We start from the raw sequence: 22,414 nt of genomic DNA, 5'->3' as shown, positions 1-22,414 counted from the left end.
TCCCCCGCCGTCCAAGCCGCGGCCGTGACCACGGGAGCCATCCTCGCCGGCGGCCGCTCGACGCGCTTCGGCGACGCCGACAAGGCCGTCGCGCCGATCGCCGGCGTGCCGATGATCCGCCGCGTCGCGGACCGGCTCGCGGGGACCGACAACCCGGTCCCGCCGGGCGCGGACCGCGCGAGCGGCGGCGACCCGGTCGTCGACGAACTCGTTGTCAACTGCCGCCCCGACCAGCGCGAGGCGATCGCCGAGGCCCTGTCGGGGACCCCGCTCCCCGTCCGCTGGGCGCTCGACGAGGAGCCCGACCTGGGCCCGCTGGCGGGTATCCGGAACGCCTGCCGCGCGGCGACCGACCGCTACGCCGCCGTCGTCGCCTGCGACATGCCGTTCGTCGACCCGTCGTTCCTCGCGACGCTGCGCGAACTGGCCACGGAGCCCGGCGTCGACGCGGCGGTGCCGCGGCTCGACGACCGTTGGTACCAGACGACGCAGGCCGTCTACGCGGCCGAACCAGCCGCGGACGCCTGCGACCGCGCGCTCGACTGGGGCGAGCGGAAGGTGCTCGCGATGCTGGACCGGGTGAACGAGGCGGTCGTCGACGACGAGGCGATCCGGTCGCTGACGACCGAGCGCACCTTCACGAACGTCAACACGCGGGCCGAGCGCGACGAGGCGGAGCGGGCGGTCGCCGCCGCGACCGACGCGGGGTGAGCCGCGGCGTCACCGTCCCGGTCGCGGACCGCCGCGCTCGCAGGCTGCCGCGGGGCGCGCTCCGCTCACTCCTTCAGGACCTCGTACGCCTCGTTGAGCTCCTTGAAGTCCTCCTCGTCGCCGTCCTCGCCGTCGGGGTGGAGCCGCTTCGCGCGCTCGCGGTACCGCCGCCGGACCGCCTCGCTGTCGGCCGTGCGGTCGAGCCCGAGCGTCTCGTACGCCTCGCGCTCGGTCATCCGGTCGGCGGCGGGCGCGCGGTCGCGGGGGTCGCGTCCGCCCGGTCCGCGAGCGCCCCCTCGCCGCCCGGTCGCGCCGCGACCGCCGTCGGTGCCGGCGGCGCGGTACGCGCGCTCCCGGTTGGCCTCGGCGCGGGCGCGCTGCCTGGCGCGCTGGCGCTCCGTCGGGCCCGCCGCCTCGGCCGACCGCCGGGCCTGGTCGTGGAGGCGCCCGGTGGCGTGGTACCAGAGGAAGTAGGAGACGGCGCCGAACGGCAGCGCCAGCGCCAGCGCGATCGGGTGGAGGACGATCCCGCCGATCACGAGCAGCGCCGTCATGCCGACGAACGCCCCGGCGAGCCCCACGACGATCGTTCGGTTCGTCACGGCCGTATTCGGGGGCGGAGGACCGTAAGGCTCTCGCCGCCGGCGGGGGCTCGACCGGGGCGGTCCGCGCCGCTCCGCACCGTTTATGCCCGCGGCCGCCCGGACACGGGGTATGGAACCGGCGGACCGAGAGACGGCCACGGGGCTGCCGCCCGGGATCGCGGCCGCCCGCGAGGAGCTCACGCCGATGCTCTCGCAGTACGCCGACCTCTGTGCCGCCCACGAGGACGCCCTGGTGCTGTTCCAGGTCGGCGACTTCTACGAGGCGTTCTGCGAGGCGGCCGAGACCGTCGCGCGCGTCTGCGAGGTGACGCTGACGGAGCGGTCCGACTCGACGGGCGACTACCCGATGGCCGGGATCCCGATCGACAACGCCGCGCCGTACCTCGAATCGCTGCTCGATGCGGGCTACCGCGTCGCGCTCGGCGACCAGGTCGAGGACGCCGAGCAGGCGTCCGGCCTCGTCGACCGCGCGGTCACCGAGGTGATCACGCCCGGCACCGTCGTCGAGGACGACCTGCTCGAATCCGGGACGACGAACTACGTCGCGGCGGTGGCGGCCGACGGGGGCGGCGGGGCCGGCGGGGAGACCGACTCCTCCTCCGGGACCGTCGGCCTCGCCGCCGTCGACGTCTCGACCGGCGAGTGCCTCGTCACCTCGGGCGACCGGGACGCGGTCGCGGGCGAGTTAGACCGGATCGCGCCGGCGGAGCTCATCGCCGGGCCGGACGCCCCCGCGTTCGACCCCGCGGACGCGGAGCGCGGGTGGACGACCCACGAGTACGACGACGGCGCGTTCGACCGCCGGCGCGCGAGCGAGCGCCTGGAGCCGTACCTCCCGGCGCCCGAGCGGCGCTTCGACGCGGACGCGGAGCTGCGGGCGGCCGGCGCGGTGCTGGCGTACGCCGAGTACACCCAGGGCGACGACGGGCCGCTCGGGTACGTCACCCGGATCCGGCGGTACGACCCCCGCGACCGGCTCCGGCTCGACGCGGCCGCCCAGCGCAGCCTGGAGCTGTTCGAGAACCGCGGGCTGGGCGCGAGCGACACGCTGTTCGACGCGCTCGACGAGACGAACTGCGCGCTCGGCCGACGGTGCTTAGAGCGCTGGCTCCGCCGCCCGCTCGTCGACGCCGACGCGATCCGGAGCCGCCACGACGCGGTCGGCGAGCTCGCGGACCGGAGCCTCGCCCGCGAGGGGGTCGCCGACGCGCTCGCGACCGCCTACGACCTCGAACGGCTGGTGAGCCGGGTCTCGCGGGGCCGGGCGGACGCCCGCGACCTGCGGTCGCTCCACCGAACGCTCGCGGTCGTCCCCGAGCTGAAGGCGACGCTCGCGGGCGCGGAGGGGGAGCGCGAGACGGGGGGCGACGCCGACGGGCCGGCACTCCCACGCACCGACCACCTCGCCGACCTCCGCGACCGGCTCGACGAGCTGGGCGAGGTCCGCGACCTGATCGACGCGGCGATCGCGGCCGACCCGCCCCAGGAGATCACCGAGGGCGGCGTGATCCGCGAGGGGTTCGACGGCGACCTCGACGACCTGCGCGCCACCGAGCGCGAGGGCCGCGAGTGGGTCGCCGACCTGGAGGCGAGCGAGCGCGAGCGCACCGGGATCGACTCGCTGTCGGTCGGCCACAACCAGGTCCACGGCTACTACATCGAGGTGACCGACGCGAACCTCGACCGCGTCCCCGACGACTACCGGCGCCGGCAGACGCTGAAGAACAGCGAGCGCTACGTCACCCCGGAGCTGAAGGAGCGCGAGGAGGAGATCGTCGGCGCCGCGGAGCGCGCGGACGCCTTGGAGTACGAGCTGTTCGTCGACGTCCGCGAGCGCGTCGCGGCGGAGACCGAGCGGATCCAGGGGCTCGCGGACGCGCTCGCCGAGCTCGACGCCCTGACCTCGCTCGCGACGGTCGCGGTCGAGGGCGACTACGTCCGGCCCGAGCTGCGCGCGGACCCGGACGCCGGCGTCGCGATCGAGGGGGGCAGACACCCGGTCGTCGAGCGGACCGAGGACTCCTTCGTCCCCAACGACGCGGACCTCCCGCGCGGCTCGGTCGCCGTGATCACGGGGCCGAACATGAGCGGGAAGTCGACGTACATGCGGTCGGTCGCGCTCGCGGTCGTGCTCGCGCAGACCGGGTCGTTCGTCCCCGCGCAGGCGGCGTCGCTCCCGGTCTTCGACCGGCTGTTCACCCGCGTCGGCGCCTCCGACGACATCGCGGGCGGGCAGTCGACGTTCATGCGCGAGATGAGCGAGCTGACTGAGATCCTCCACGACGCGGGCGCCGACTCGCTCGTCCTGCTCGACGAGGTCGGCCGCGGCACCGCCACCACCGACGGGCGGGCCATCGCCCGCGCGGCCGCGGAGTTCCTCCACGACGAGCTCGGCGCGACCGCCCTCTTCGCCACTCACTACCACGGCCTCACGGACCTGGCCGAGGAGCGCGAGCGCGTCTTCAACCTCCACTTCACCGCCACCCGCGAGGACGGCGACGTGACGTTCCTCCACCGGGTCGTCCCCGGCGCCTCCTCGTCGTCGTACGGCGTCGAGGTCGCGGAGCTGGCGGGGGTCCCCGGGCCGGTCGTCGACCGCGCGCGCGACCTGGTCGCCGCGGAGGAGGCGGAGCGGGGCCGGGACCCGAGCGGAACCGACCCCGAGGGCCCGGTCGACGACGCGGCGGCGACCGACGAGGGCGAACCGGCCGACGGGGACCGCGACGGCGACGCGTCGCTGCGGGAGTTCCTCGCCGAGGAGGCGTCGGAGCAGGGAGACGGGGGCGGTCCAGCGGCGCGCGACCCCGCCGCCGAGACCCCCACCGAGGGCGACCGTGCGCAGCCGTCGAACGAGGCCGACGGCGAGACCGCGCCCGGCACGTCCCCCGACCTCGCCGCGGCGCTCCGCGACCTCGACCTCGCCCGGATGACGCCGATCGAGGCGCTGAACGCCCTCCACGACCTCCAGTCGCGAGTCGACGATGACGGGTGAGCCCGACGCCGGCCGGGGCGCGGCGGGCGGCGACCGCGCCTCGGGCGCCGGCGACCCGGGCGACGAGGAGGGTCGCGTCCGCCGACTCGACGGAGCGACCGTCGACCGGATCGCGGCCGGCGAGGTGGTCACCCGACCGGCGAGGGTCGTCGGCGAACTCGTCGACAACGCGCTCGACGCCGGCGCCTCTCGGGTCGAGATCGCGGTCGACGGCGACGGCACCGACCGGATCCGCGTCGCGGACGACGGCAGGGGGATGGCCCGCGCGGACGCGGCCCGCGCCGTCGAGCGCCACGCGACGAGCAAGCTGGCGCCCGACGGCGACCCGGTCGGGGTCGACTCGCTCGGCTTCCGCGGCGAGGCGCTCGCGGCCATCGCCGAGGCCGCCCGGCTCGAACTCGTGACGAGCCCCGGCGACGGGGTCGGCACGCGGGTCGTCGTCGACGGGACCGCCCCGACCGCGGACGGCGCGGAGGGGGCGGACGCGACGCCGAGCGTCGAGGTCGAACCGGCGGGCCGCGCCCGCGGGACGACGGTCGTCGTCGAGGACCTGTTCGCGACGCGGCCCGCGCGCCGGGAGTCGCTCGCGGGCGCGAGCGCGGAGTTCGAGCGGATCTCCTCGCTCGTCGCCGACTACGCGCTGGCGAACCCCTCGGTCGCCTTCTCGCTCGACCACGACGGGTCGGCGACGCTGTCGACGCCCGGGACCGACCGCACCGACGCCCTCCTCGGCGTGTACGACCGCGACACCGCGAGCCGGTCGACGACCGTCGACGCGAGCGCCGACGCGGGGGGAACTTCGGTCGGGGTCTCGGGCGCGCTGGCGTACCCCTCGATCACCCGGGCGACGCGCGACCACGTCCGCGTCTCGGTGAACGGCCGCCCGGTCCGGAACGACCGGCTCGCGGCCGCGGTCCGCGAGGGCTACGGCCGCCTCCTCTCGGACGGCCGCGAGCCGGTCGCCGCGGTCGACGTGTCGCTCCCGCCCGAGCGCGTCGACCCGAACGTCCACCCGGCGAAGCGGGAGGTAGGGCTCCGCGACGCCGACGCGGTCGCGGACGCGGTGGCGTCGGTCGTCGGGGACGCGCTCACCGGCGCCGACCTCCGGCGCGCCGCGGACGTCGCCACCGACCTCGACAGCGCGCTCGACCCGGTCGGCGAGGGGGACGGCTCGCGGGCCGGCGCCTTCGCCGACGCCGAGCCGATCGGCGTCTTCCGCGACCTCTACGTCCTCGTCGAGTCCGGCGACGAACTCCTCGTTATCGACGGCCACGCCGCCCACGAGCGCGTGAACTACGAGCGGCTGGCGCGCGCGTTCGACGGCGATCCGGTGCCGACCGCGCCGCTGGACCCGCCCGCGACCGTCTCGCTGTCGACCGACGAGGCGGCGGCCGCGCGGGCGCACGCCGACGACCTCGCCGCGCTCGGCTTCGAGACCGAGCCGTTCGGCGGCGGCACGCGACGGCTCCGGACCGTCCCCGCGCCGTTCGGGCGGGCCGCCGACGCGGACGCCTTCCGCGACGCGCTCGCGGCGCTCTCGGGGGCCGACTCCGGGACGGCGCGGGACGCGCGCGACGACCTGCTGGCGGACCTCGCGTGTCACCCGTCGCTGAAGCGGGGCGACTTCGCCGCCCTCGGCGACGGCGACCTCCGGAACCTGCTCGACCGCCTCGGCGAGTGCGACCGGCCGTACGCCTGCCCGCACGGCCGACCGACCGTCCTCTCCGTCGACGCGGCGACGTTCGCGGCCGGGTTCGGGCGGGACCGGTGAGGAACCCGGGGCGCTCGGCGCTCGGACGGGGGTCCCTGACCGATACCTATTAACGCGATGGGACCGGGGGTACTCGCATGGGAGAGCGGACCGAGGTGACGCGGGGGTCGCTGCCGGCGGAGCGGTCGGCCGGCCGGTTCTCGGGCCCCGACGGCCTCCGCGACGTCGTCGAGCGGATCCTCACGTGGCTCCGGGAGCGGCGCGGATCCGGCTTGGAGCGCGTCTCGACGGCGACGACGATGCGGAACGTCGTCGACACGGACGCGCTCGCGGAGGAGACGCCACAGAAGTGGAGCGTCCTCCACGACGTGGTCACCTACGGCGCGGACTCGCTCACCGACGTGCTCGTCTTCAGGCACGATCCGAGCAGACAGGACCTCGTGGTGATGCCGGAGCGGAACACCGAGCCGGAAGGCGAGATCAGCTTCTACCACGCCGACCGCACGAAGGGGGCGCGCCACCTCCTGTCGATCGGCGCCGACTCGCTCACGGCGGCGCTGCGCTACGTCTTAGAGCGCATCGAGCGGTTCGAGCGTCTCTTCACCGGCCGCGGTTCGGAACTTCCGAGCGGCTACACGGGACCGTCGGAAGACCTGTAAGCGCGGCCGCGGGCCGCGAGCCGACGCACGCCGACCGTTCTCATACCGACCCGTCCCGCGAGCGGCCGTCACCGTCCTCGTCGATCCGCTCGACGCGCTCGACAGTCTCCTCCGCCTCCGCCGTCTCGGGCGGGTACGAGACGGTCCGCTGCGGGTAGGGGATCGAGATGCCGGCGTCGGCGAAGCGCTCCTGGATCCGCTCGACGGCGATCGCCTTCGAGCGCCACCGCGCCTGGGGCGTCGGCGGGTCGATCCAGAACCGGAGGTCGAGGAGGATCGCCGAGTCGCCGAACCCGGACGGGATCGCGTACGGCTGCGGGTTGTTCGCGATCGTGTCGATCCCGGAGAGTACGTCCTCGGCTATCCCGGCCGCCTCGTCGGGGTCGTCGTCGTACCCGATCCCGACCTCCATGTGGATCCGGAGGCGCCCCTCGCGGCTCCGGTTCGTGATCGCCTGGTTGGCGACGAGGTCGTTGGGCACCACGACGTACTCCCCGTCGAAGTTCCGCATGTGGGTGTTTATGATCGTGATGTCGGTGACGAACCCCTCCTCGTTGCCGATCTCGACCCAGTCGCCGATCTCGAACGGGCGGGCGAACATCAGCACGAAGCCGGCGATGAGCGACCCCAGGGTCTGCCGGGCCGCCATCCCGAGCACGATCCCGAGGAACCCGGCGCCGACGAGGAGGCCGCCGAGGTTCACGCCCCAGATGCCGAGGACCGTGATCCCGGCGAGCACCAGCAGCCCGACCTGCGCGAGCCGGGTGAGCAGCTGTTCCTGGTGGGCCGTGATCCGGTCGCTGTCCGCCGACAGCTCGCCGACGTACGTCTCCACCACGTCGCTGACGACGTAGGCGCCGCCGAGCAGCACCGCCGTGACGACGACCTGCGCGCCGACCCTGGCGGCGTTCTCCGCGACGGGCAACACCGCGACCACGAGTTCGAAGCGCCCCCACAGCGTCAACACGGCGACGCCCGCGAGCGCGAACAGCGCGAGCTGTAAGAGCCCGACCGACAGCCGCAGGATGAACGAGGTCGGGACCCCCTCGCGGAACGTCTCGATCGCGCCCTCGGTCGACTCCGCCATCCGCTCGTCGAGGAGCCGCTCGATCCAGCTCGCGGCGGTCCGTTCGCCGGCGCGGACGGCCTTCGGCAGCAGCAGCCACCCGACCGCGAGCGTCCCGAGGGCGATGGCGGCGGTGACCGCCAGCCGCCCCTCCGTGCTCGAGACGTCGCTCAACACCGCCCCGACCCGAGCGCCGAGTCCGCCGATCACGGTCGTCCGTTCGCCGCCGGTCGGATAACGGATCCGACGCGAGTCTCAGTCGGGAGAATCGGCGCGGCCGCTCCGGGGGCGGGGGCCGCGGGAGCGGGGCGGTCCCTCACCGCCCTCGGCGGAGCTCCTCTATCAGCTGTTCGATGAGCGCCGACTGCCGGTCGAGGCGCTCGGACTGCGCCTCGACGGTGCGGCGCAGCGCCGCGACCTCGCTCGCGAGGTCGGCGTCCTCGACCCCGGCGCTCTCGAACGGCGACCCGTCGAAGGCGTCGTCCCCGCGGACGGGGCCCTCCGCGTCGGTCTCGGCCGCGACGGCGTCGGCGTCGCCGACGGGGTCTCCGCCCGCTGACTCGGCGCCGGCCGCGTCCGCCGAGCGCCCTTCGGCGCCGACCGCCGACGCGGACTCGCCGGCGGCCTCCGAGTCGATCCCCTCGGCCGTCGACGCCGGCTCCGTCGCGTCCGCGGCCAGCGGGTCGGTCGCCGCGTCGTCGACGCCCGCGTCCGCGGCGAGGGGGTCCGCGTCCAGCGGGTCGTCGCCCGACGCCGACCCCGCCGACGCCGAGGCCGCGGCCTCGGCCGAGTCGGCGCCGTCGTCCCCGGAACCGGGGTCCGTCTCGGTCGACCGGCCGGCGCCGCCCGTCGCGTCTCCCGGTTCGGGGCCCTCCGCGTCGGCCTCGGCGTCGGCGGCGGGCGACGCCGAGAGCGGGTCGGGTCCCTCGCCGAAGTCGGTCGTGCCGCTCGGCTCGGCGTCCGCGGCCGGCTCCTCGGCCTCGGCGGCGGCGACGCGGAACTCCTCGAGGCTGTCGACGCCGTGGAACGAACACACCGCGTCGGCGAGCGTCTCCCGGACCGCCCGGGCGGACTCGTTGGGGGCCTTGAACCGCTCCGAGCGGCCGTCGTGGACGAGGACGACCGCGGTGGCCACGGTCCCCTCCTCGAAGTCGAGGCCCGTGATGTCCTCGTAATGGAACTCCTCGAAGTCGGCGTCCCAGACGGCCGAGCCGACGTGTTTGACCAGCCGCTCGCTGGTGACGATGAGGGTGAGCTCGGAGAAGCGGAAGGTGCGGACGACCGTCTCGCCGGGGCCGGTGACGCCGCTCGCCGAGAGGACGCCGGCGAGGACCGGGTGGAGGACGTCGTCGACGCGCTTGGCGGGGACCGAGAGCGTCTCGTCGCCGTCGAGGCCGTACCCGAGGGTGATCTTCGCCTTGCGGCGGCCCGTCGAGACGTCGATCCGCTCGACGTCGTGGCCGTACTCGTCGACGGACTCGTCGGACAGGAGCCCGTCGCCGCGGAAGACGAGGGTCCGGGTGGGCGTGACCGCGAGTCGATCGTCGCCGCCCAGCGGCACCTCGGCGACGACGTCCTCGTCGCCGACGGTCGCCGCGAGCAGTTCGGGGAGGCTCATACGCCCGGGATACGCCGCGCCCGGCATAAATCCGCTGGGTCGGCCGCGAGCGGGCCGCGTACCAGTTCGTCGCCGTCGCGTCCGCGAGCGCGCTCTGCCCGCCGGTCACCGTCGGACTCCCGCGCGAAATCGCCGTCGCCCCCCGCGCGAACGGCGTGGAAGCGGCCGCCCGCGGCGATCTGCGATCGGTTCACAACCCTCCGACGGATGGGAAGGTTAAAGAGTCTCATCGCGGTACGAAAAGGTGAGGCCGGGTGGCTTAGCTGGACATAGCGCCGCACTCATAGGGTTCGGAGATTCGGTGCGGTGACGCCTTGGAAGCGTCCGCGTCCTTCCCGTGGCTCCGCCGAGCCTCGGACCTGGGACATGCGGAGATCGTGGGTTCGGAGCCCACCCCGGCCATAATTTACACTTCTGGCACAGTCAGGCGCAAAACCCCTGCGCCGGAGTTCCTATCGCAGCCAGACAGCCAGTAGCTCACCGTCTTGCTCGACTACGGGAGTAATACCATCATTTTCCGTCAGGGAAACATGTACCAACGTGTACTCGGCGGCGCCAGTCACATCTTGAACTGCTTGGTCGAACTCTTCTTCGGAAGCTACTGCGATGATTTCACTGGCCTCCTCGTACGTTACCACTTCGACGCTTTCGACCGTCTGCCCGGAGATTGCCACATTAGACTCATCTAACGGGTAATTCAGCGATCCCGGGTGTAGTAACTCATTCGCCCGTTCATAATCGCCCGCTATGATCGCCTCCCAGAACTGTCGAACAACGCTCGTCGGCGTTTGCGAGGTTGTGTTCTCCGCTGTCCCGCTCTCAGTATCCTCGTCATCCCCATCGCTGCTCGTATTTTCGCCGCTCTCGTCGTTACTCGTTGCTGTACCACCCTCACCATCTTGACCGTCTCCCTCATTACCCGTGTCGTCAGTTCCTCCACCAGAACACCCGGCGATCGCGACTGTACTGATAGCGCCCACACTTGCTAACAACTCTCGCCTGGCTCGCATACACTCAACTGTAACTGAAATGTCTAATAGATTCTGGATAGTTTTCCCACGCCCGTTGCGTCGCCGCGCTCGCGGCGAAACGCCTGCGGCCTCCCGCGGTGACCGTCCGATATGTCCCCGACAGCCCGCGATCTGATGGATACGGACGTGAAGACCGTCTCGCCCGACAACGCAAGCGCCGCACCGCGCTCCGGGGGTCAGGTTCACGGGAACGTTCCCCACGATATGTACGCTATTTGAACAGATGTTTAGGCGACCGGCCGAAGCGATCGACAGATGCGGATCGCATTCGACTGTTCGTGCGGGGCAGCGATCGACGCGACGGCGACGGACGACGAGGGGATGACCGAGTGGGTGGCCTGCGACGACTGCGGCGCGGAGTTCAGCGTCACGGTCACGCTGACGCGCCACCCGGGGGAGCGGCGCGCCGCCTGAGGCGGTCGGGACGCGGTCCGGAACGAACACGTCGCGCACGAGCACGAACGGCGGCGAGGGGCCGCCGACCGACGGAGATTCTGTTACGCCGGTACGGCCTCGCCCGCGACGAGCGCGGCCGCGGCGACGGCGACGCCGAGTCCCAGCAGCGCGTAGTTCGCGAGCGGGTTCGCCGCGGCGACCAGATCGAGCGTGTACTCGGTGTCTCGCAGGGGCGCGAACGGTCGGACCCCCATCGGCGTCAGCGCGTCCGCGAGGAGGTGCGAACCGATCGTCACGACGCCGAAGAGGAACCCGGCGCCACCGAAGAGGAGCGCCTCGACGAGTCCGCTCCGAAGACCGACCGCCAGCCCGGCGGCCCCGAAGGCGATCCCGACGAGCAGCGCGAACCAGACGGTGTGGGTGATCCCCCGGTGTTTGACGAAGGGAACTCGCATGTCGAGGTCGGGGACCATCGCCAGCGAGGCGACGCCGACGGCGCCGGCGGCGCCGACCTCGATCGAGGCGAGGGCGGTGACGAGGAACCCGAGCGGGGCGTAGACGACGAGCGAGGCTCCGACGTGGCCCTTCCGGTACACGCCCCGCAGTGCGGGTCCGTCCCCTAAGTCCGTTGCGTCGCCCGCCGCGTGACCGGCGTCCGCGCCCCGGGGGCGAAACGCCTACGGCCTCCCGCGGTGACCGTCCGGTATGTCCCTGACTGCCCGCGACCTGATGGAGCCCGACGTGAAGACCGTCTCGCCCGACGACGACGTCGCCGAGGTGTTCAAGCGGTTCGCCCGCTACGCGTTCAGCGGCTTCCCGGTCGTCGGCGACGATGACAGGGTGGTGGGCGTGATCACCGAGTCGGACCTCGTCGACCTCTTCGAGCCCGAGGACGAGACGCTGTGGATCCCCATCGGGCTCCCGCCGTTCGTGGACACGCTCTCGTATCAGGTGAAGCGCCCGTGGGCCGACCTCGACCTCGGCGTGGACCTGATCCGCAACGCCGACCGCCCCATCTCCGAGGTGATGAGCGCCGACGTGGCGACGGTGACGCCGAACGCGAGCGTCGACGACGTGCTCGACCTGCTCGTCGGCGACGATCCGGATATCAATCGCGTGCCCGTGGTCGACGACGACGGGCGGATCGTCGGGATCATCGCGCGGCAGGACGTGATCCGCGCGTTCCGCGACCGCCGACTGGAATAGGTCGAATCGGGTTCTCGTCGCGGACCTTTCGGCACTGTCGCCTCGGGCTCAACGGTGAGCCCCTCCACAGCCCTAGTCGCTCGATGGTACGTGGGTGGCATCGCGGCGAACGCCTGCGCCCGCTTCGTGACTGCCCCTTTGAGTCCCACCCGCCCCGCACAGCACCGCAGCCTCACGCCTCCCCAACCTCGCCGCTCACGCGTCGCGGCTGCGCCGCTCGCGTTCGCGGTGTCCCTCGCGCGTGCTGACTCGCGGCCTGTCGGCCGCTCGCAGGCACGCGCAGGCCGCATCCGCCGGTGAAACGGCCTCGTTCGGTAGCAGCGACGGGACGCGATCGCCGGCGGCGCCGAGGGACAGCCTCTTAGGAGTCGACCGTCAGGAACGGACGGACATGCTGATCGCCGGAACCGTCGTCGCCGACTCCGAGACCGTCATCCCCGACGGCGCCGTCGTCGTCGAGGGGAACACGATCGCCGCGGTCGGCGAGGAGCGCGCCCTCCGCGACCGCTACCCCGACCACGAGCGCCGGGCGTTCGACCTCGTCGCGCCCGGCCTCGTCGGCGGCCACGTCCACTCGGTCCAGTCGCTGGGCCGGGGGATCGCCGACGACGCCGCCCTCCTCGACTGGCTCTTCGACGCCGTCCTCCCGATGGAGGCCGCGATGGACGCCGAGGCGACTCGGGCGGCCGCCGAGCTGGGCTACCTGGAGTGTCTCGAATCGGGGACGACGACCGTCGTCGACCACCTCTCGGTGAACCACGCCGACGAGGCGTTCGAGGCCGCGATCGAGACCGGGATCCGCGCGCGGCTCGGGAAGGTGCTGATGGACCGGGACTCCCCCGACGGCCTGCTGGAGGAGACCGACGCCGCGCTCGCCGAGAGCGAGGCCCTGATTCGGGAGTACCACGGCGCCGCCGACGGCCGCGTCCGATACGCGGTGACGCCGCGGTTCGCCGTCACCTGTACCGAGGCCTGTCTGCGCGGCTGCCGCGAGCTGGCCGACCGCTACGACGGCGTGACGATCCACACCCACGCCAGCGAGAACGAGGACGAGATAGCGACCGTCGAGGCCGACACCGGGAAGCGGAACGTCCTCTGGCTCGACGAGGTCGGGCTGACGGGCCCGGACGTGACGCTCGCGCACTGCGTCCACACCGACGAGCGCGAGCGCGAGGTGCTCGCCGACACCGGAACGGTCGTCACGCACTGCCCCTCCTCGAACATGAAGCTCGCCTCGGGGATCGCCCCGGTCCAAGACTACCTCGACCGCGGGATCCCCGTCGCGCTCGGCAACGACGGCCCGCCGTGTAACAACACGCTCGACCCGTTCACGGAGATGCGGCAGGCGAGCCTGCTCGGCAAGGTCGACGCCCGCGACCCGACGCGCCTCCCGGCCGCGACCGTGCTGGAGATGGCGACGACCCACGGCGCCCGCGCCGCCGGCTTCGACCGCCTCGGCGCGCTCCGCGAGGGGTACCGCGCCGACGTGATCGGGATCACGACCGACCTGACCCGGGCGACCCCGATCCACGACCCGCTCTCGCACCTGGTGTACGCCGCGCACGGCGACGACGTGACCTTCGCGATGGTCGACGGCGAGGTCCGCTACGCCGACGGCGAGCACGTCGGGGTCGACGCCGCCGCGGTCCGCGAGCGCGCGACGCGCCACGCGGAGCGCGTGGTGGAGACGGCCGGCATCGACGTCGCCGAACCGTAGCCTCGTCGCCGGCGGGATCTCGTCTTCCGTCCCGAAACTGAAGCGAGAGGCGCTAAAAACGGCTTTATCCGCCTGAATTCGGGCGGAGTATCTCCGGTTTATACCCATCCACGGCCCGTGGATCGGTTCACCATGACGGACCCATCGCGAACGACGGGCGAACGGGAGGAGGCAACGACGGGCGACGGTCGTCCGACGGACACGTCCGCCGACGGCTTCCGTCGCCGGGAGGTCGTCGCCCTCGGCGTCGGCGCGAGCGCGACGCTGCTCGCCGGCTGTGCCGGCGACGGATCGCTCCCGTCGTCTGGCGGGTCGGACGGATCTGACGGTTCGGACGGCTCCGGCGGGTCGGACGACTCGGACGGTTCAGCGACGCTCACGGGCGACTTCCGGCTCCTGATCAGCGACGCGCCCGCCGATATCGGCGACTTCGACCGGCTGGACGTCACTCTCGACCGGGCTCGCGTCTTCGAGGCTCAGGACGGCGGTGACGAGGACGACGAGACCGAATCGGACGGAGATGGCGGTGACGACGACGAGTCCGCGGAGAACGCCACGGACGCCGAGGACGGCGACGGTGAGCCGCTGAACGGAACGGCGGACCAGGACGACGGAGCGAACGAAACGGCGGACGCGGACGACGACGGGGACGAATCAGAGGACGGAGACGATTCGGACGACGGAGACGACGCGGACGACGAAGACGACTCGGACGACGCGGACGAATCCGACGAGGACGACCGCGGGTTCATCGTCGTCGACCTCGACGGCGCGACGGTCGACCTCACGCGGGTGATCGAGGACGACGCCATCGCCGTCTTCGACGGGGAGATCCCGGCTGGAAGCTACGAGAAGATCGAACTCGACGTCTCCGCGGTGGAGGGGATCGTCGACGGCGGCGAGGTCGACGTGAAGCTCCCGAGCGAGAAGCTCCAGATCACCACCGAGTTCGAGGTCACGCCGGACGAGGGAGTCGACTTCGTCTTCGACATCAACGTCGTCAAGCGCGGGAGGAACAACGGGTACATCCTCAGGCCCGTGATCTCGGGCAGCGGCGTCGCGGGTCGCGACGTCGACGTCAACGAGATCGACGACGAGGAGGATGACGACGAGGAGGACGACGACGATGAGGAGACGGCTGATGACGGCTCCGATGGCGACGGCTCCGATGGCGACGGCTCGGGCGGTGACGGTTCCGACGGCGGCGACGCTCCCGCCGGTAACGAGACGGATGACGCCGAGAACGGGACCGCGGCCGGGAGCTAACTACGAGGAGCGCTCTGCCGACGAGGCGACCGCGGAGGGGGACTGCGCCCACCGCATCGCGGCGTCGTCGTCGTTGAACGCCTCGGTGTCGACCCCCTCGACGTCGATGGTCCGCTTGAGGAAGCGCCGCTTCGAGCGCTGCCCGACGACGGCGAAGCGGTCGACGCCGCGCGCGACCGCGATCTGCGCGGACTCGCGGAGGGCCCGCCGGCCGGCGTCGGAGCACGGCCGGCTGGTCCGGACGACGATCACGACGGCCTCGACGGTGTCGGGATCGGTCGCGGTCCGCCAGCGATCGGGGAGCGCCTCGCCGTCCGCGGGACTCAGTCCAGTCCCGTGCGGGAACTCGACCACGAGGACCTCGTCCTCGACCCGCAGCAGCCAGCGCTCGCTCGGTTCCATGACACGATCTCCCACGTACTGGGGTATAAATTACACTCTCCGATTATCGTATCGGATACTAGGGTCCGGACGGCGGAGCGATCCGGCGGCCGATCCGTGCGAGTCCGCGGATCGGAGGGGCCGTCGGCGCCGCGCCGACCGGCGACGCCGCCGGCGTCGGTTATCGACAGACGAGATTCGACTCGCGTGCGATGGTTCCGGGTGCGCCGGTCACGCGCCCGGGGGGCGTCAGTCGCGCCGGTCGGCTCGCTCGTCGAGCGCGTCGACGACCGCGGTCGCGAGCGCCTCGAACGACGCCTCGTCGGGGACGACGTCGACGCCGAGGCCCCGGTCGCGGGCGGTCTCCGCGGTCGGCGGGCCGATGACGCCGACGACCGCGTCCGCCAGCCCGGCGCGGGCCGCCCCGTCGACGCCGCGGTCGGCGGCCGCCGCGAGGAAGTTGTCGACCGTGAGCGAGGAGGTGAACGCGACCGCGTCGAGGTCGCCGGCCGCGGCCGCCTCCGCCGAGTCGCCCGCGTCGGTCGGCCGCGCGAGCCGGTAGAGCACGGTCTCGGTCACGTCGGCGCCGGCGTCGCGGAGACCGTCGAGGAGCACGTCGCTCCCGTGGTCCGAGCGGGCGACGACGACGCGCTCGCCCGCCACGCGCGCCTCCAGCGCGGCGACGAGGCCGGCGGAGGTGTACTCCTCCGGGACGACGTCCACCGTCCAACCGGCCTCGCGGGCGGCCGCGGCGGTCGCCGGTCCGATCGCGGCGAGGTCCGCGTCGCCGGGCTCCCAGCCGGCCTCCGCGGCGAGCTCGACCCCGGTCTTGCTCGTGAGCACGACGAGCGGCGCGTCGGCCGGGACCGCGCCCGTCGGCTCGACCTCGAGCATCGGGTCCGGGACCGGCTCCGCGCCGAGCTCGCGGAGCAGCTCGACGGCCGACTCGATCCGCTCGTCGTCCGGGCGGAAGACGGCCACGCGCGGCCGGTCGGCGCCCCCGCTCACGCCCCGTCACCACCGGTCGCGTCGCCGTCGCGCCCTTCGCCCGGCGACCGAACGGGCGCCGAGTCGGCGTTCTCGAGGAAGGTCACGACGCGGTCGCGGGTCGCGGCCACGTCGCCGATCACGGTGATCGCGGGCGGTTCGATCCCCGCCTCGTCGCGGGCGTCGACGATGGTGTCGAGCGTGCCCGTCGCGACGCGGCCGTCGGGCCAGGTGGCGCGCTCGACGAGGGCGACGGGCGTGTCCCCGTCGAGCCCCGCGTCGCGCAGCTCCGCGGTGTACGCCGGCAGCTTCCCGACGCCCATCAGCACGACGATGGTCCCGCCGGTCGCCGCCAGCGCCGCCCAGTCGACCGCCGACTCCTCCTTCGTCGGGTCCTCGTGGCCGGTGACGAACGAGACCGACGAGGCGTGGTCGCGGTGGGTCACCGGGATCCCGGCGACCGCGGGACCGGCGATGGCCGAGGTGACGCCGGGGACGACCTCGAAGGGGACTCCCTCGGCCGCGAGGTGCTCGGCCTCCTCGCCGCCCCGGCCGAAGACGAACGGGTCGCCGCCCTTCAGCCGGACGACGCGGTTCCCCTCGCGGGCCAGCTCGACCATGCGCCGGTTGGTGTACTCCTGGGGCGTCCACTCGCCGCCGGCGCGTTTCCCCACGTCCTCCCGCTTCTCCTCGGGGATCTCGCCGAGGATCTCGGGGCCGGGGAGCTTGTCGTGGAGGACCACGTCGGCCGACTCGATCAGGCGCTTCGCCTTGACGGTGAGCAGGTCCGGGTCGCCCGGGCCGGAGCCGACGAGGAAGACGGTGCCGACGCCGTCGTCGCGTCGCCGCGTCGGCGGCTCCTCGGCGTCCTCCCCGGGGGTCGCGCCGCCGTCAGTCATCGGTCTCCGCCTCCTCGCGCGCCTCGGCGATCAGGTCGTCGGCGCCGCGTTCGGCGAGGTCCGCGGCGAACTCGGCCGCCGCGGTCGCGTGCGACCGGATGGGCAGGTCGCGGGTCCCGGCCACCTCCTCGGTGCCGTCCGTCGAGAGCACCCGCGCCCGGACGTGGACGTGCTCGCCCTGAACCATCGCGGCGACGCCGATCGGCGCGACGCAGCCGCCGTTGAGCTCGCCGAGGACCGTCCGCTCGACGGTGACCGCCACGCGGGTCCGGGGGTGGTCGACCGCGTCGCGGACCGCCTCGACCACGTCCGGGTCGCTCGCGGTGACCGCGATGGCGCCCTGACCGGCCGCGGGGACGAACTCCTCGCGCGGGAGCCGCGTCGTCTCCACCTCGTGGAAGAGGTTCGAGCGGCGCAGGCCCGCCTCGGCGAGCACGACCGCGTCGTACTCCGTCTCGACCTTGCGCTCCATCGCCGAGCGTTCGAGGTCGGACAGCGAGTCGAACCACTCCTCGACGCTGCGCTCGAACTCCTCGTCGACCTCGTCCGCGTCGTCTCCTTCGTCCTCCTCGCCGGCACTCTCGCCGTCCGCGTCGCCCTCGCCGTCGCCCTCGGCCGTCAGCGCGCTCTCCTCGCCCGACGCGATCAGGCGCCGCTCGTGTTCCGCCTGGAGGCCGGGCGCGAGCAGCTTCTCCAGCCGCGTGTCGACGTTGCCGCGGATCGGCTCGACGGTGAGGTCCGGGCGGGCCGCGCGGATCTGCGCGCCCCGGCGGAGCGAGCCGGTCCCCACGACGGCGCCCGACGGGAGGTCCTCGATGCCCAGCCCGTCCGGGTGGACGAGCACGTCGCCGGAGGGGGCGCGCTCGGGGACGCCCGCGACGACGAGGTCCGCCATCTCCTCGGTCGGGAGGTCCTTCAGCGAGTGGACCGCGAGGTCGGCGTCGCCGCCGAGCACCTCCTCGTCGAGGGCGCGCACGAACGCGCCCGTCTTCCCGAGCCGGTGGATCAGTTCGTCGGGGATCTGGTCGCCGCGCGTCTCCACCTGCCGGAGTTCCACGTCGCGGCGCCGGCTCGACAGCGCCTCGCGGACGGTCTCGGCCTGCCGGAGGGCCAGGTCCGACCCGCGGGTCGCGAGCCTGAGCGTTTCGGTCATACGCGGACCGAGGTCCCCCGCGTTCAAAAGCGCACCAGTTCGGCCGCCCCGGCGACCGCGGTGCCTCGGCGACCGCAGCGCCGACGCGCGCGTTCCGGCTCGCTCGCGCCCGTCCTCGCGTACCGAGGCAACTCCGGCCACGGTCACGGGCCATTTATCCGTCCGCCCCGAAGCGCAGCCGAGATGGCACGCGCGAGCGTCGGGGCCCGGCTCCACTTCGGCTTCTGTAACCTCAGCCTCTCCCACGAGCGGCTGTACGGCGCCCTCGGCGTCGGGCTCGCGGCGCCCCGCGCGGTCGTCGACGCGGAGCCGGCCTCGGCGGTCCGCGTGACGGTCGACGAGACCGCGGGGACCCTCGCCGAGTCGACCGAATCTGCCGCGGCGGTGCGCGACGACGTCCGCGGGTACGCGACCGCGGCCGCCGACCTGCTCGGCGTCGACGGCGCCCGGGTCGCGGTCCGCGAGTCGCTCCCGCGGCACGCCGGCCTCGGCAGCGGGACGCGGCTGGCGGCGGCGACGCTCGCCGCTGTCGCGGCCGCCCACGGCGAGCCGCCCCGGGTCCGCGAGCGCGCCCCGGCCCTCGGCCGCGGCGGGCGCTCCGGCGTGGGCGTCGCGACGTTCGAGGACGGGGGGTTCGTCCTCGACGCCGGGCACCCGACGGCGCGCTTCACCACCGACCGCCCCGCCGACGGCGAGTGGACCGTCCCGCCGGTGGCCGCCCGCCACCGAGTCCCCGACGACTGGCGGTTCCTGCTCGTCGAGCCCGCCGCGGACGCCGGCCGGAGCGGGCCGGCCGAGGACGACGCGATGCGCGCCGCGGTCGAGCGCGCGGACCCGGCCCTCGCCGACCGGATCGGCGGGATCGTCACCCGGCGCGTCCTCCCCGCGGTCGCGACGGGCGACGCGGAGGCGTTCGGGGCCGCGGTCGCGGAGATCGGCCGGCTCAACGGCGCGTGGTACGCCGACGAGCAGGGCGGCGTGTACCGGCCGCCCGTCGGCGCGGTCGTCGACTCGCTGTCGGGCGCCGCGTCGGTGTTCGGCGCCGGGCAGTCCTCGTGGGGACCGACCGTCTACGGCGTCACCGACGCGGCCCGCGCGGACGCGGCGCTGGCGGCCGGCGAGCGCGCGCTCGATCGGGCCGGCGTCGACGGCGAGGTGTCGGTCGTCCGGGCGTCGAACGAGGGGGCGCAGATCGACCCCGCGGGCGGGACGGACCCCCTGTCGGCCGACCCGGAGAGGGGTAACACTAAGCCCCGCGGCGACGGGGCGTAAGGCATGTCCAGTGTTCCGTTCGGGGTCGCGCGCCTCGACTCCATCCTCGGCGGCGGGGCGCCGTCCGGCAGCGTCGTGCTGCTCGCCGGCGAGGCGGGCGCCGGCGCCCGGGAGTTCGCCTACACCAGCGCGGCGATGAACTCGCTGGCGCACGCCGACGAGGAGCTGTTCGACCTCTACTACGGCGACGTCGACGACGACGCCACCCTGCCCGAGTCGGTCCACTACCTCTCCTTTACCGCCGACACCGAGGCGATCACCCGGGAGATGGGGTACACGATGGCCGACGAGATCGTCGACGCGGCGGTCGACGGGATCTCCTTCCGGGACCTCTCGCCGGAGTACTTCCAGCTGTCGCCGGTGCCGCGCGACTGGTACGAGACGGCGACGACCTCGATCACCGAACTCGGCGAGCGCGGGGAGTACGAGGACGTGCTCACCGCCTTCGGCGACTACCTCTCGGAGCACGGCGAGCGGAGCCTCGTCTGTATCGACTCCGTCACCGACCTCGTCTCGATGGTCTCCGACGACACCGACTGGAGCGACGTCGCCATGGTGATGAAGGGGCTGAAGAAGGCGGCCTACGAGTGGGACGCCTTAGTCCTCGTGTTGGTGAACTCCGAGGCGCTCCGCGACCGCGAGTTCGGCACCCTGATGGACGCCGCGGGCGGGACCCTCCAGTTCACGTGGGAGAGCGGCGGCTCCCAGCGCGCCCGGACGATGTTCGTCCGCGAGTTCCGCGGCGTGCTCTCGCGGCTGGAGGCCGAGAACATCGTCCGCTTCGAGACCGAGATCCACGAGGGCGGCTTCGACATCAGCGACGTGCGGAAGATCCGGTAGCCCGCGCCCCGACGCCGGGTCGGACGGCCGCCGGCTATCGATTCGGAGAACGACGCGACAGGTTACTTATGTCTCGCCGCTCAACGGCAGGTAGATGACGGAGGATCCGCGATGAGCGACCACGACCCGGCGACGGCCGCCCTCGACGCCGCGGCCGAGGACGCCGGCGTGAGCCGCGAGGAGCTCCTCAAGCGCGCTATCGTCGCGCTCGCGGAGTCCGAGGGGATCGACGTCCCCGACGCCGAGGAGGTGGCGGCGGTCGAGGCCCGCCTCGACGACCTCGACGCCGAGCTCGACGAGAAGGTCACCGACCTCCGCCAGCGGTTCGTCGACCTCTACCGCGAGGTCAAGTCGCTCGACGCCGGCGAGGACGGCGCGGGGGACGCGGCCGCGGCGCGGATCGACGACCTCGCCGACGAGCTGGAGGAGGTCGCGGCCCGGCTCGACCGCCTCGACGCGGCCGTCGCCGACGCGCCGACCGCGGACCGCGTCGACGAGCTCCGCGACCGACTGGACGCGCTCGACGACCGGGTCGACGAACTGGACGCCGTCCGCGACCGGGTGGACGAGTTCGGCGACCGCCTCGACGAGGTGGACGGGCGGGTCGACGCGGTAGACGGCCGGGTCGACGACGTGGACGATCGCCTCGACGGCGTCGAAACGGACCTCGACGCGATATCCGCGGAGGACCTGTCCGACATCGACGACAAGCTCTCGCGGGTCGCGAACGCGGTCGTCAGGGTCAAGCGCCGGCTCGACGCGGCGGAGCGCGACCGCGCCGACCGCGAGCGCCTCGACGCGCTGACGCGGACGGCGAACCGGCACGGGGTGCGGGCGGCCGACTGCGACCACTGCGGCGGGGGCGTCGAGCTGGGACTGCTGTCGGCGCCGGAGTGCCCCCACTGCGGGCGCCGGTTCGAGGACCTGGAGCCGAACACCGGCTTCCTCGGCACGTCGAAGCTCCTCGTCGGGGACCGGCCCGCCATCGACGGCGACGTCGCGGACGGCGCTCCCGGCGACGAGACGAGCGGGGCGAGTGACCGGTCGAACGCCGCCGCGAGCGACGGCGGGGGAGACGGTGACCGCCGATGAGCGACGACCGCTCCGACGACGACGCGGCCGAATACGACCCCTTCGACGATGGCGGCTCGGAGGACGACCCGTTCGGAGACGACGCTTCAGAAGACGACCCGTTCGGAGACGACGCTTCGGAAGACGACCCGTTCGGCGACGACAGTTCGGAGGACGACCCCTTCGGCGACGAGACGTTCGCCGAGGGGCCGGGCGACGAGGCCGGCGACGGCCTCGACGGGCCCGACGCGGGCGGGGTCGACGACCCGTTCGCGGCCCTCGGCGAGGGGGTCGGAGACGACGCCGGACCCGACCGAGACGAGGGCCGTTTCGACGACCGCGGCGAGACGCGGTCCGGCGCGGATCCGGAGCCGGGCGCGCCCGCGGACGACCCCTTCGCCGAACTGGACGCGGACGCGGCCGACGGGCCGACCGACGGGGACCCCTTCGAGTCGATGGGGAGCGGGGACGTCGGCGAGGAGGACGTGTGGGCGGCGCTCGACGAGGGCACCGCCGTTGGGGCCGACGCGACCGACCTCGGCGACACGGACGGCCCGACTCCCGGGACGCCGGGCGCGGCGGCGACCGGCGACGAGCGCGTGGTCGACAAGCGGAGCTACTGCCAGCGCTGTCCGCACTTCGCGGCGCCCCCGGAGACGGCGTGTACCCACGAGAGAACGGAGATAGTGGAGTCGGTCGACTTCTCGCAGTTCCGCGTCCGTAACTGTCCGATGGTCGAGGCGGACGACCCCGCCTTCGACGGCGAGTGACCGGAAGCGGTTTCGCTTCGGCCGCCGAGTACCCGCCGTCGATTTCTGAACACGTTCAAGCCT

Annotated in this window: 21 protein-coding genes and 1 tRNA gene; 13 read left to right on the top strand and 9 right to left on the bottom strand. The window is 73.5% G+C overall.

Annotated features, from left to right (window positions below; genetic code table 11):
* The first annotated feature begins 24 nt into the window (after positions 1-24).
* Positions 25-711: a molybdenum cofactor guanylyltransferase gene (locus tag DVK05_RS07680; RefSeq protein ID WP_121562794.1), complete on the top strand. Its 687-nt coding sequence runs from the start codon at positions 25-27 to the stop codon at positions 709-711.
* Positions 712-776: 65 nt separating this feature from the next.
* On the opposite strand, the gene DVK05_RS07675 is transcribed toward DVK05_RS07680, so the two are convergent.
* Positions 777-1,313, bottom strand: coding sequence for a DnaJ domain-containing protein (locus tag DVK05_RS07675; protein ID WP_121562793.1), 537 nt, complete (start codon positions 1,311-1,313; stop codon positions 777-779).
* 112 nt (positions 1,314-1,425) lie between these two features.
* Here DVK05_RS07675 and mutS point away from each other — a divergent pair, with 112 nt between their 5' ends.
* From mutS to DVK05_RS07660, 3 genes are all read left to right on the top strand, one after another.
* A complete protein-coding gene (gene mutS, locus DVK05_RS07670) occupies positions 1,426-4,308 on the top strand; it encodes a DNA mismatch repair protein MutS (protein WP_121562792.1) in 2,883 nt (960 codons plus the stop codon).
* Positions 4,298-6,079: a DNA mismatch repair endonuclease MutL gene (gene mutL, locus DVK05_RS07665; RefSeq protein ID WP_121562791.1), complete on the top strand. Its 1,782-nt coding sequence runs from the start codon at positions 4,298-4,300 to the stop codon at positions 6,077-6,079. The genes mutS and mutL overlap by 11 nt, the downstream gene beginning before the upstream one ends.
* 77 nt (positions 6,080-6,156) lie before the next feature.
* On the top strand, positions 6,157-6,678 hold the full coding sequence (locus tag DVK05_RS07660; RefSeq protein ID WP_121562790.1) for a hypothetical protein: 522 nt from the start codon (positions 6,157-6,159) through the stop codon (positions 6,676-6,678).
* A 40-nt stretch (positions 6,679-6,718) separates the two neighbouring features.
* Here DVK05_RS07660 and DVK05_RS07655 read toward each other — a convergent pair whose 3' ends face one another.
* Together DVK05_RS07655 and DVK05_RS07650 are read right to left on the bottom strand one after the other, a co-directional pair.
* The gene (locus DVK05_RS07655) at positions 6,719-7,954 is read right to left on the bottom strand and encodes a mechanosensitive ion channel family protein (protein ID WP_121562789.1); all 1,236 of its coding nucleotides are present in this window, start codon (positions 7,952-7,954) and stop codon (positions 6,719-6,721) included.
* A 106-nt stretch (positions 7,955-8,060) separates the two neighbouring features.
* Positions 8,061-9,362 carry a hypothetical protein gene (locus DVK05_RS07650; RefSeq protein ID WP_121562788.1) on the bottom strand — a complete coding sequence of 434 codons (1,302 nt, stop codon included), beginning with the start codon at positions 9,360-9,362 and terminating at the stop codon, positions 8,061-8,063.
* 248 nt (positions 9,363-9,610) lie between these two features.
* On the opposite strand from DVK05_RS07650, the gene DVK05_RS17085 reads away from it, so the two are divergent.
* Positions 9,611-9,764, top strand: a tRNA-Met gene (locus DVK05_RS17085).
* 50 nt (positions 9,765-9,814) lie between these two features.
* On the opposite strand, the gene DVK05_RS16865 is transcribed toward DVK05_RS17085, so the two are convergent.
* Positions 9,815-10,372 (bottom strand): hypothetical protein, encoded by a 558-nt coding sequence (locus DVK05_RS16865; RefSeq protein ID WP_147437744.1) that lies wholly within the window; start codon positions 10,370-10,372, stop codon positions 9,815-9,817.
* A 276-nt stretch (positions 10,373-10,648) separates the two neighbouring features.
* Between DVK05_RS16865 and DVK05_RS17080 the strand changes: the two genes are divergently transcribed.
* Positions 10,649-10,807 carry a hypothetical protein gene (locus tag DVK05_RS17080; RefSeq protein WP_158293463.1) on the top strand — a complete coding sequence of 53 codons (159 nt, stop codon included), beginning with the start codon at positions 10,649-10,651 and terminating at the stop codon, positions 10,805-10,807.
* Positions 10,808-10,890: 83 nt separating this feature from the next.
* On the opposite strand, the gene DVK05_RS07640 is transcribed toward DVK05_RS17080, so the two are convergent.
* On the bottom strand, positions 10,891-11,385 hold the full coding sequence (locus DVK05_RS07640; RefSeq protein ID WP_121562787.1) for a metal-dependent hydrolase: 495 nt from the start codon (positions 11,383-11,385) through the stop codon (positions 10,891-10,893).
* Positions 11,386-11,494: 109 nt separating this feature from the next.
* On the opposite strand from DVK05_RS07640, the gene DVK05_RS07635 reads away from it, so the two are divergent.
* The 3 genes from DVK05_RS07635 to DVK05_RS07625 all read left to right on the top strand — a co-directional run bounded on the left by DVK05_RS07635 (position 11,495) and on the right by DVK05_RS07625 (position 14,978).
* Positions 11,495-11,995, top strand: a complete 501-nt coding sequence (locus DVK05_RS07635; RefSeq protein WP_121562786.1) for an HPP family protein — start codon at positions 11,495-11,497, stop codon at positions 11,993-11,995.
* A gap of 391 nt (positions 11,996-12,386) precedes the next feature.
* On the top strand, positions 12,387-13,712 hold the full coding sequence (locus DVK05_RS07630) for a 5'-deoxyadenosine deaminase (protein ID WP_121562785.1): 1,326 nt from the start codon (positions 12,387-12,389) through the stop codon (positions 13,710-13,712).
* A gap of 132 nt (positions 13,713-13,844) precedes the next feature.
* Positions 13,845-14,978, top strand: coding sequence for a DUF4382 domain-containing protein (locus DVK05_RS07625; protein WP_121562784.1), 1,134 nt, complete (start codon positions 13,845-13,847; stop codon positions 14,976-14,978).
* Here the strand turns inward: DVK05_RS07625 and DVK05_RS07620 are convergent, their stop codons facing one another.
* The 4 genes from DVK05_RS07620 to hemC form a co-directional block, all read right to left on the bottom strand.
* On the bottom strand, positions 14,979-15,380 hold the full coding sequence (locus DVK05_RS07620) for a hypothetical protein (RefSeq protein ID WP_121562783.1): 402 nt from the start codon (positions 15,378-15,380) through the stop codon (positions 14,979-14,981).
* A gap of 228 nt (positions 15,381-15,608) precedes the next feature.
* Complete coding sequence (locus DVK05_RS07615) at positions 15,609-16,367, bottom strand: uroporphyrinogen-III synthase (protein ID WP_121562782.1); 759 nt, start codon at positions 16,365-16,367, stop codon at positions 15,609-15,611.
* Entirely contained in the window at positions 16,364-17,245 is an 882-nt protein-coding gene (gene cobA, locus DVK05_RS07610; protein ID WP_121562781.1) for a uroporphyrinogen-III C-methyltransferase, read from the bottom strand. Before cobA ends, DVK05_RS07615 begins: the two co-directional genes overlap by 4 nt.
* Positions 17,238-18,398: a hydroxymethylbilane synthase gene (hemC, locus tag DVK05_RS07605; protein ID WP_121562780.1), complete on the bottom strand. Its 1,161-nt coding sequence runs from the start codon at positions 18,396-18,398 to the stop codon at positions 17,238-17,240. The genes cobA and hemC overlap by 8 nt, the downstream gene beginning before the upstream one ends.
* A gap of 183 nt (positions 18,399-18,581) precedes the next feature.
* On the opposite strand from hemC, the gene DVK05_RS07600 reads away from it, so the two are divergent.
* From DVK05_RS07600 to DVK05_RS07585, 4 genes are all read left to right on the top strand, one after another.
* On the top strand, positions 18,582-19,670 hold the full coding sequence (locus tag DVK05_RS07600) for a beta-ribofuranosylaminobenzene 5'-phosphate synthase family protein (protein WP_121562779.1): 1,089 nt from the start codon (positions 18,582-18,584) through the stop codon (positions 19,668-19,670).
* 3 nt (positions 19,671-19,673) lie between these two features.
* A complete protein-coding gene (locus tag DVK05_RS07595; protein WP_121562778.1) occupies positions 19,674-20,510 on the top strand; it encodes an HTR-like protein in 837 nt (278 codons plus the stop codon).
* A 111-nt stretch (positions 20,511-20,621) separates the two neighbouring features.
* Positions 20,622-21,602, top strand: coding sequence for a hypothetical protein (locus DVK05_RS07590; RefSeq protein WP_121562777.1), 981 nt, complete (start codon positions 20,622-20,624; stop codon positions 21,600-21,602).
* A complete protein-coding gene (locus DVK05_RS07585) occupies positions 21,599-22,351 on the top strand; it encodes a hypothetical protein (protein WP_121562776.1) in 753 nt (250 codons plus the stop codon). Before DVK05_RS07590 ends, DVK05_RS07585 begins: the two co-directional genes overlap by 4 nt.
* Positions 22,352-22,414: the final 63 nt, after the last annotated feature.

Origin of the sequence: Halorubrum sp. Atlit-8R, assembly GCF_003666025.1 — an archaeon.
Classification (GTDB): domain Archaea; phylum Halobacteriota; class Halobacteria; order Halobacteriales; family Haloferacaceae; genus Halorubrum; species Halorubrum salinarum.
This window is presented reverse-complemented; position numbering and strand designations above follow the sequence as displayed.

What these genes read in the sequence shown, in the direction of transcription:
- mutS (WP_121562792.1), top strand. Translation starts at nt 1,426, where the DNA reads ATGGAACCGGCGGACCGAGAGACGGCCACGGGGCTGCCGCCCGGGATC.
- mutL (WP_121562791.1), top strand. Translation starts at nt 4,298, where the DNA reads ATGACGGGTGAGCCCGACGCCGGCCGGGGCGCGGCGGGCGGCGACCGC.
- DVK05_RS07660 (WP_121562790.1), top strand. Translation starts at nt 6,157, where the DNA reads ATGGGAGAGCGGACCGAGGTGACGCGGGGGTCGCTGCCGGCGGAGCGG.
- DVK05_RS07650 (WP_121562788.1), bottom strand. Translation starts at nt 9,362, where the DNA reads ATGAGCCTCCCCGAACTGCTCGCGGCGACCGTCGGCGACGAGGACGTC.
- DVK05_RS16865 (WP_147437744.1), bottom strand. Translation starts at nt 10,372, where the DNA reads ATGCGAGCCAGGCGAGAGTTGTTAGCAAGTGTGGGCGCTATCAGTACA.
- DVK05_RS17080 (WP_158293463.1), top strand. Translation starts at nt 10,649, where the DNA reads ATGCGGATCGCATTCGACTGTTCGTGCGGGGCAGCGATCGACGCGACG.
- DVK05_RS07635 (WP_121562786.1), top strand. Translation starts at nt 11,495, where the DNA reads ATGTCCCTGACTGCCCGCGACCTGATGGAGCCCGACGTGAAGACCGTC.
- DVK05_RS07630 (WP_121562785.1), top strand. Translation starts at nt 12,387, where the DNA reads ATGCTGATCGCCGGAACCGTCGTCGCCGACTCCGAGACCGTCATCCCC.
- DVK05_RS07625 (WP_121562784.1), top strand. Translation starts at nt 13,845, where the DNA reads ATGACGGACCCATCGCGAACGACGGGCGAACGGGAGGAGGCAACGACG.
- DVK05_RS07620 (WP_121562783.1), bottom strand. Translation starts at nt 15,380, where the DNA reads ATGGAACCGAGCGAGCGCTGGCTGCTGCGGGTCGAGGACGAGGTCCTC.
- cobA (WP_121562781.1), bottom strand. Translation starts at nt 17,245, where the DNA reads ATGACTGACGGCGGCGCGACCCCCGGGGAGGACGCCGAGGAGCCGCCG.
- hemC (WP_121562780.1), bottom strand. Translation starts at nt 18,398, where the DNA reads ATGACCGAAACGCTCAGGCTCGCGACCCGCGGGTCGGACCTGGCCCTC.
- DVK05_RS07600 (WP_121562779.1), top strand. Translation starts at nt 18,582, where the DNA reads ATGGCACGCGCGAGCGTCGGGGCCCGGCTCCACTTCGGCTTCTGTAAC.
- DVK05_RS07595 (WP_121562778.1), top strand. Translation starts at nt 19,674, where the DNA reads ATGTCCAGTGTTCCGTTCGGGGTCGCGCGCCTCGACTCCATCCTCGGC.
- DVK05_RS07590 (WP_121562777.1), top strand. Translation starts at nt 20,622, where the DNA reads ATGAGCGACCACGACCCGGCGACGGCCGCCCTCGACGCCGCGGCCGAG.
- DVK05_RS07585 (WP_121562776.1), top strand. Translation starts at nt 21,599, where the DNA reads ATGAGCGACGACCGCTCCGACGACGACGCGGCCGAATACGACCCCTTC.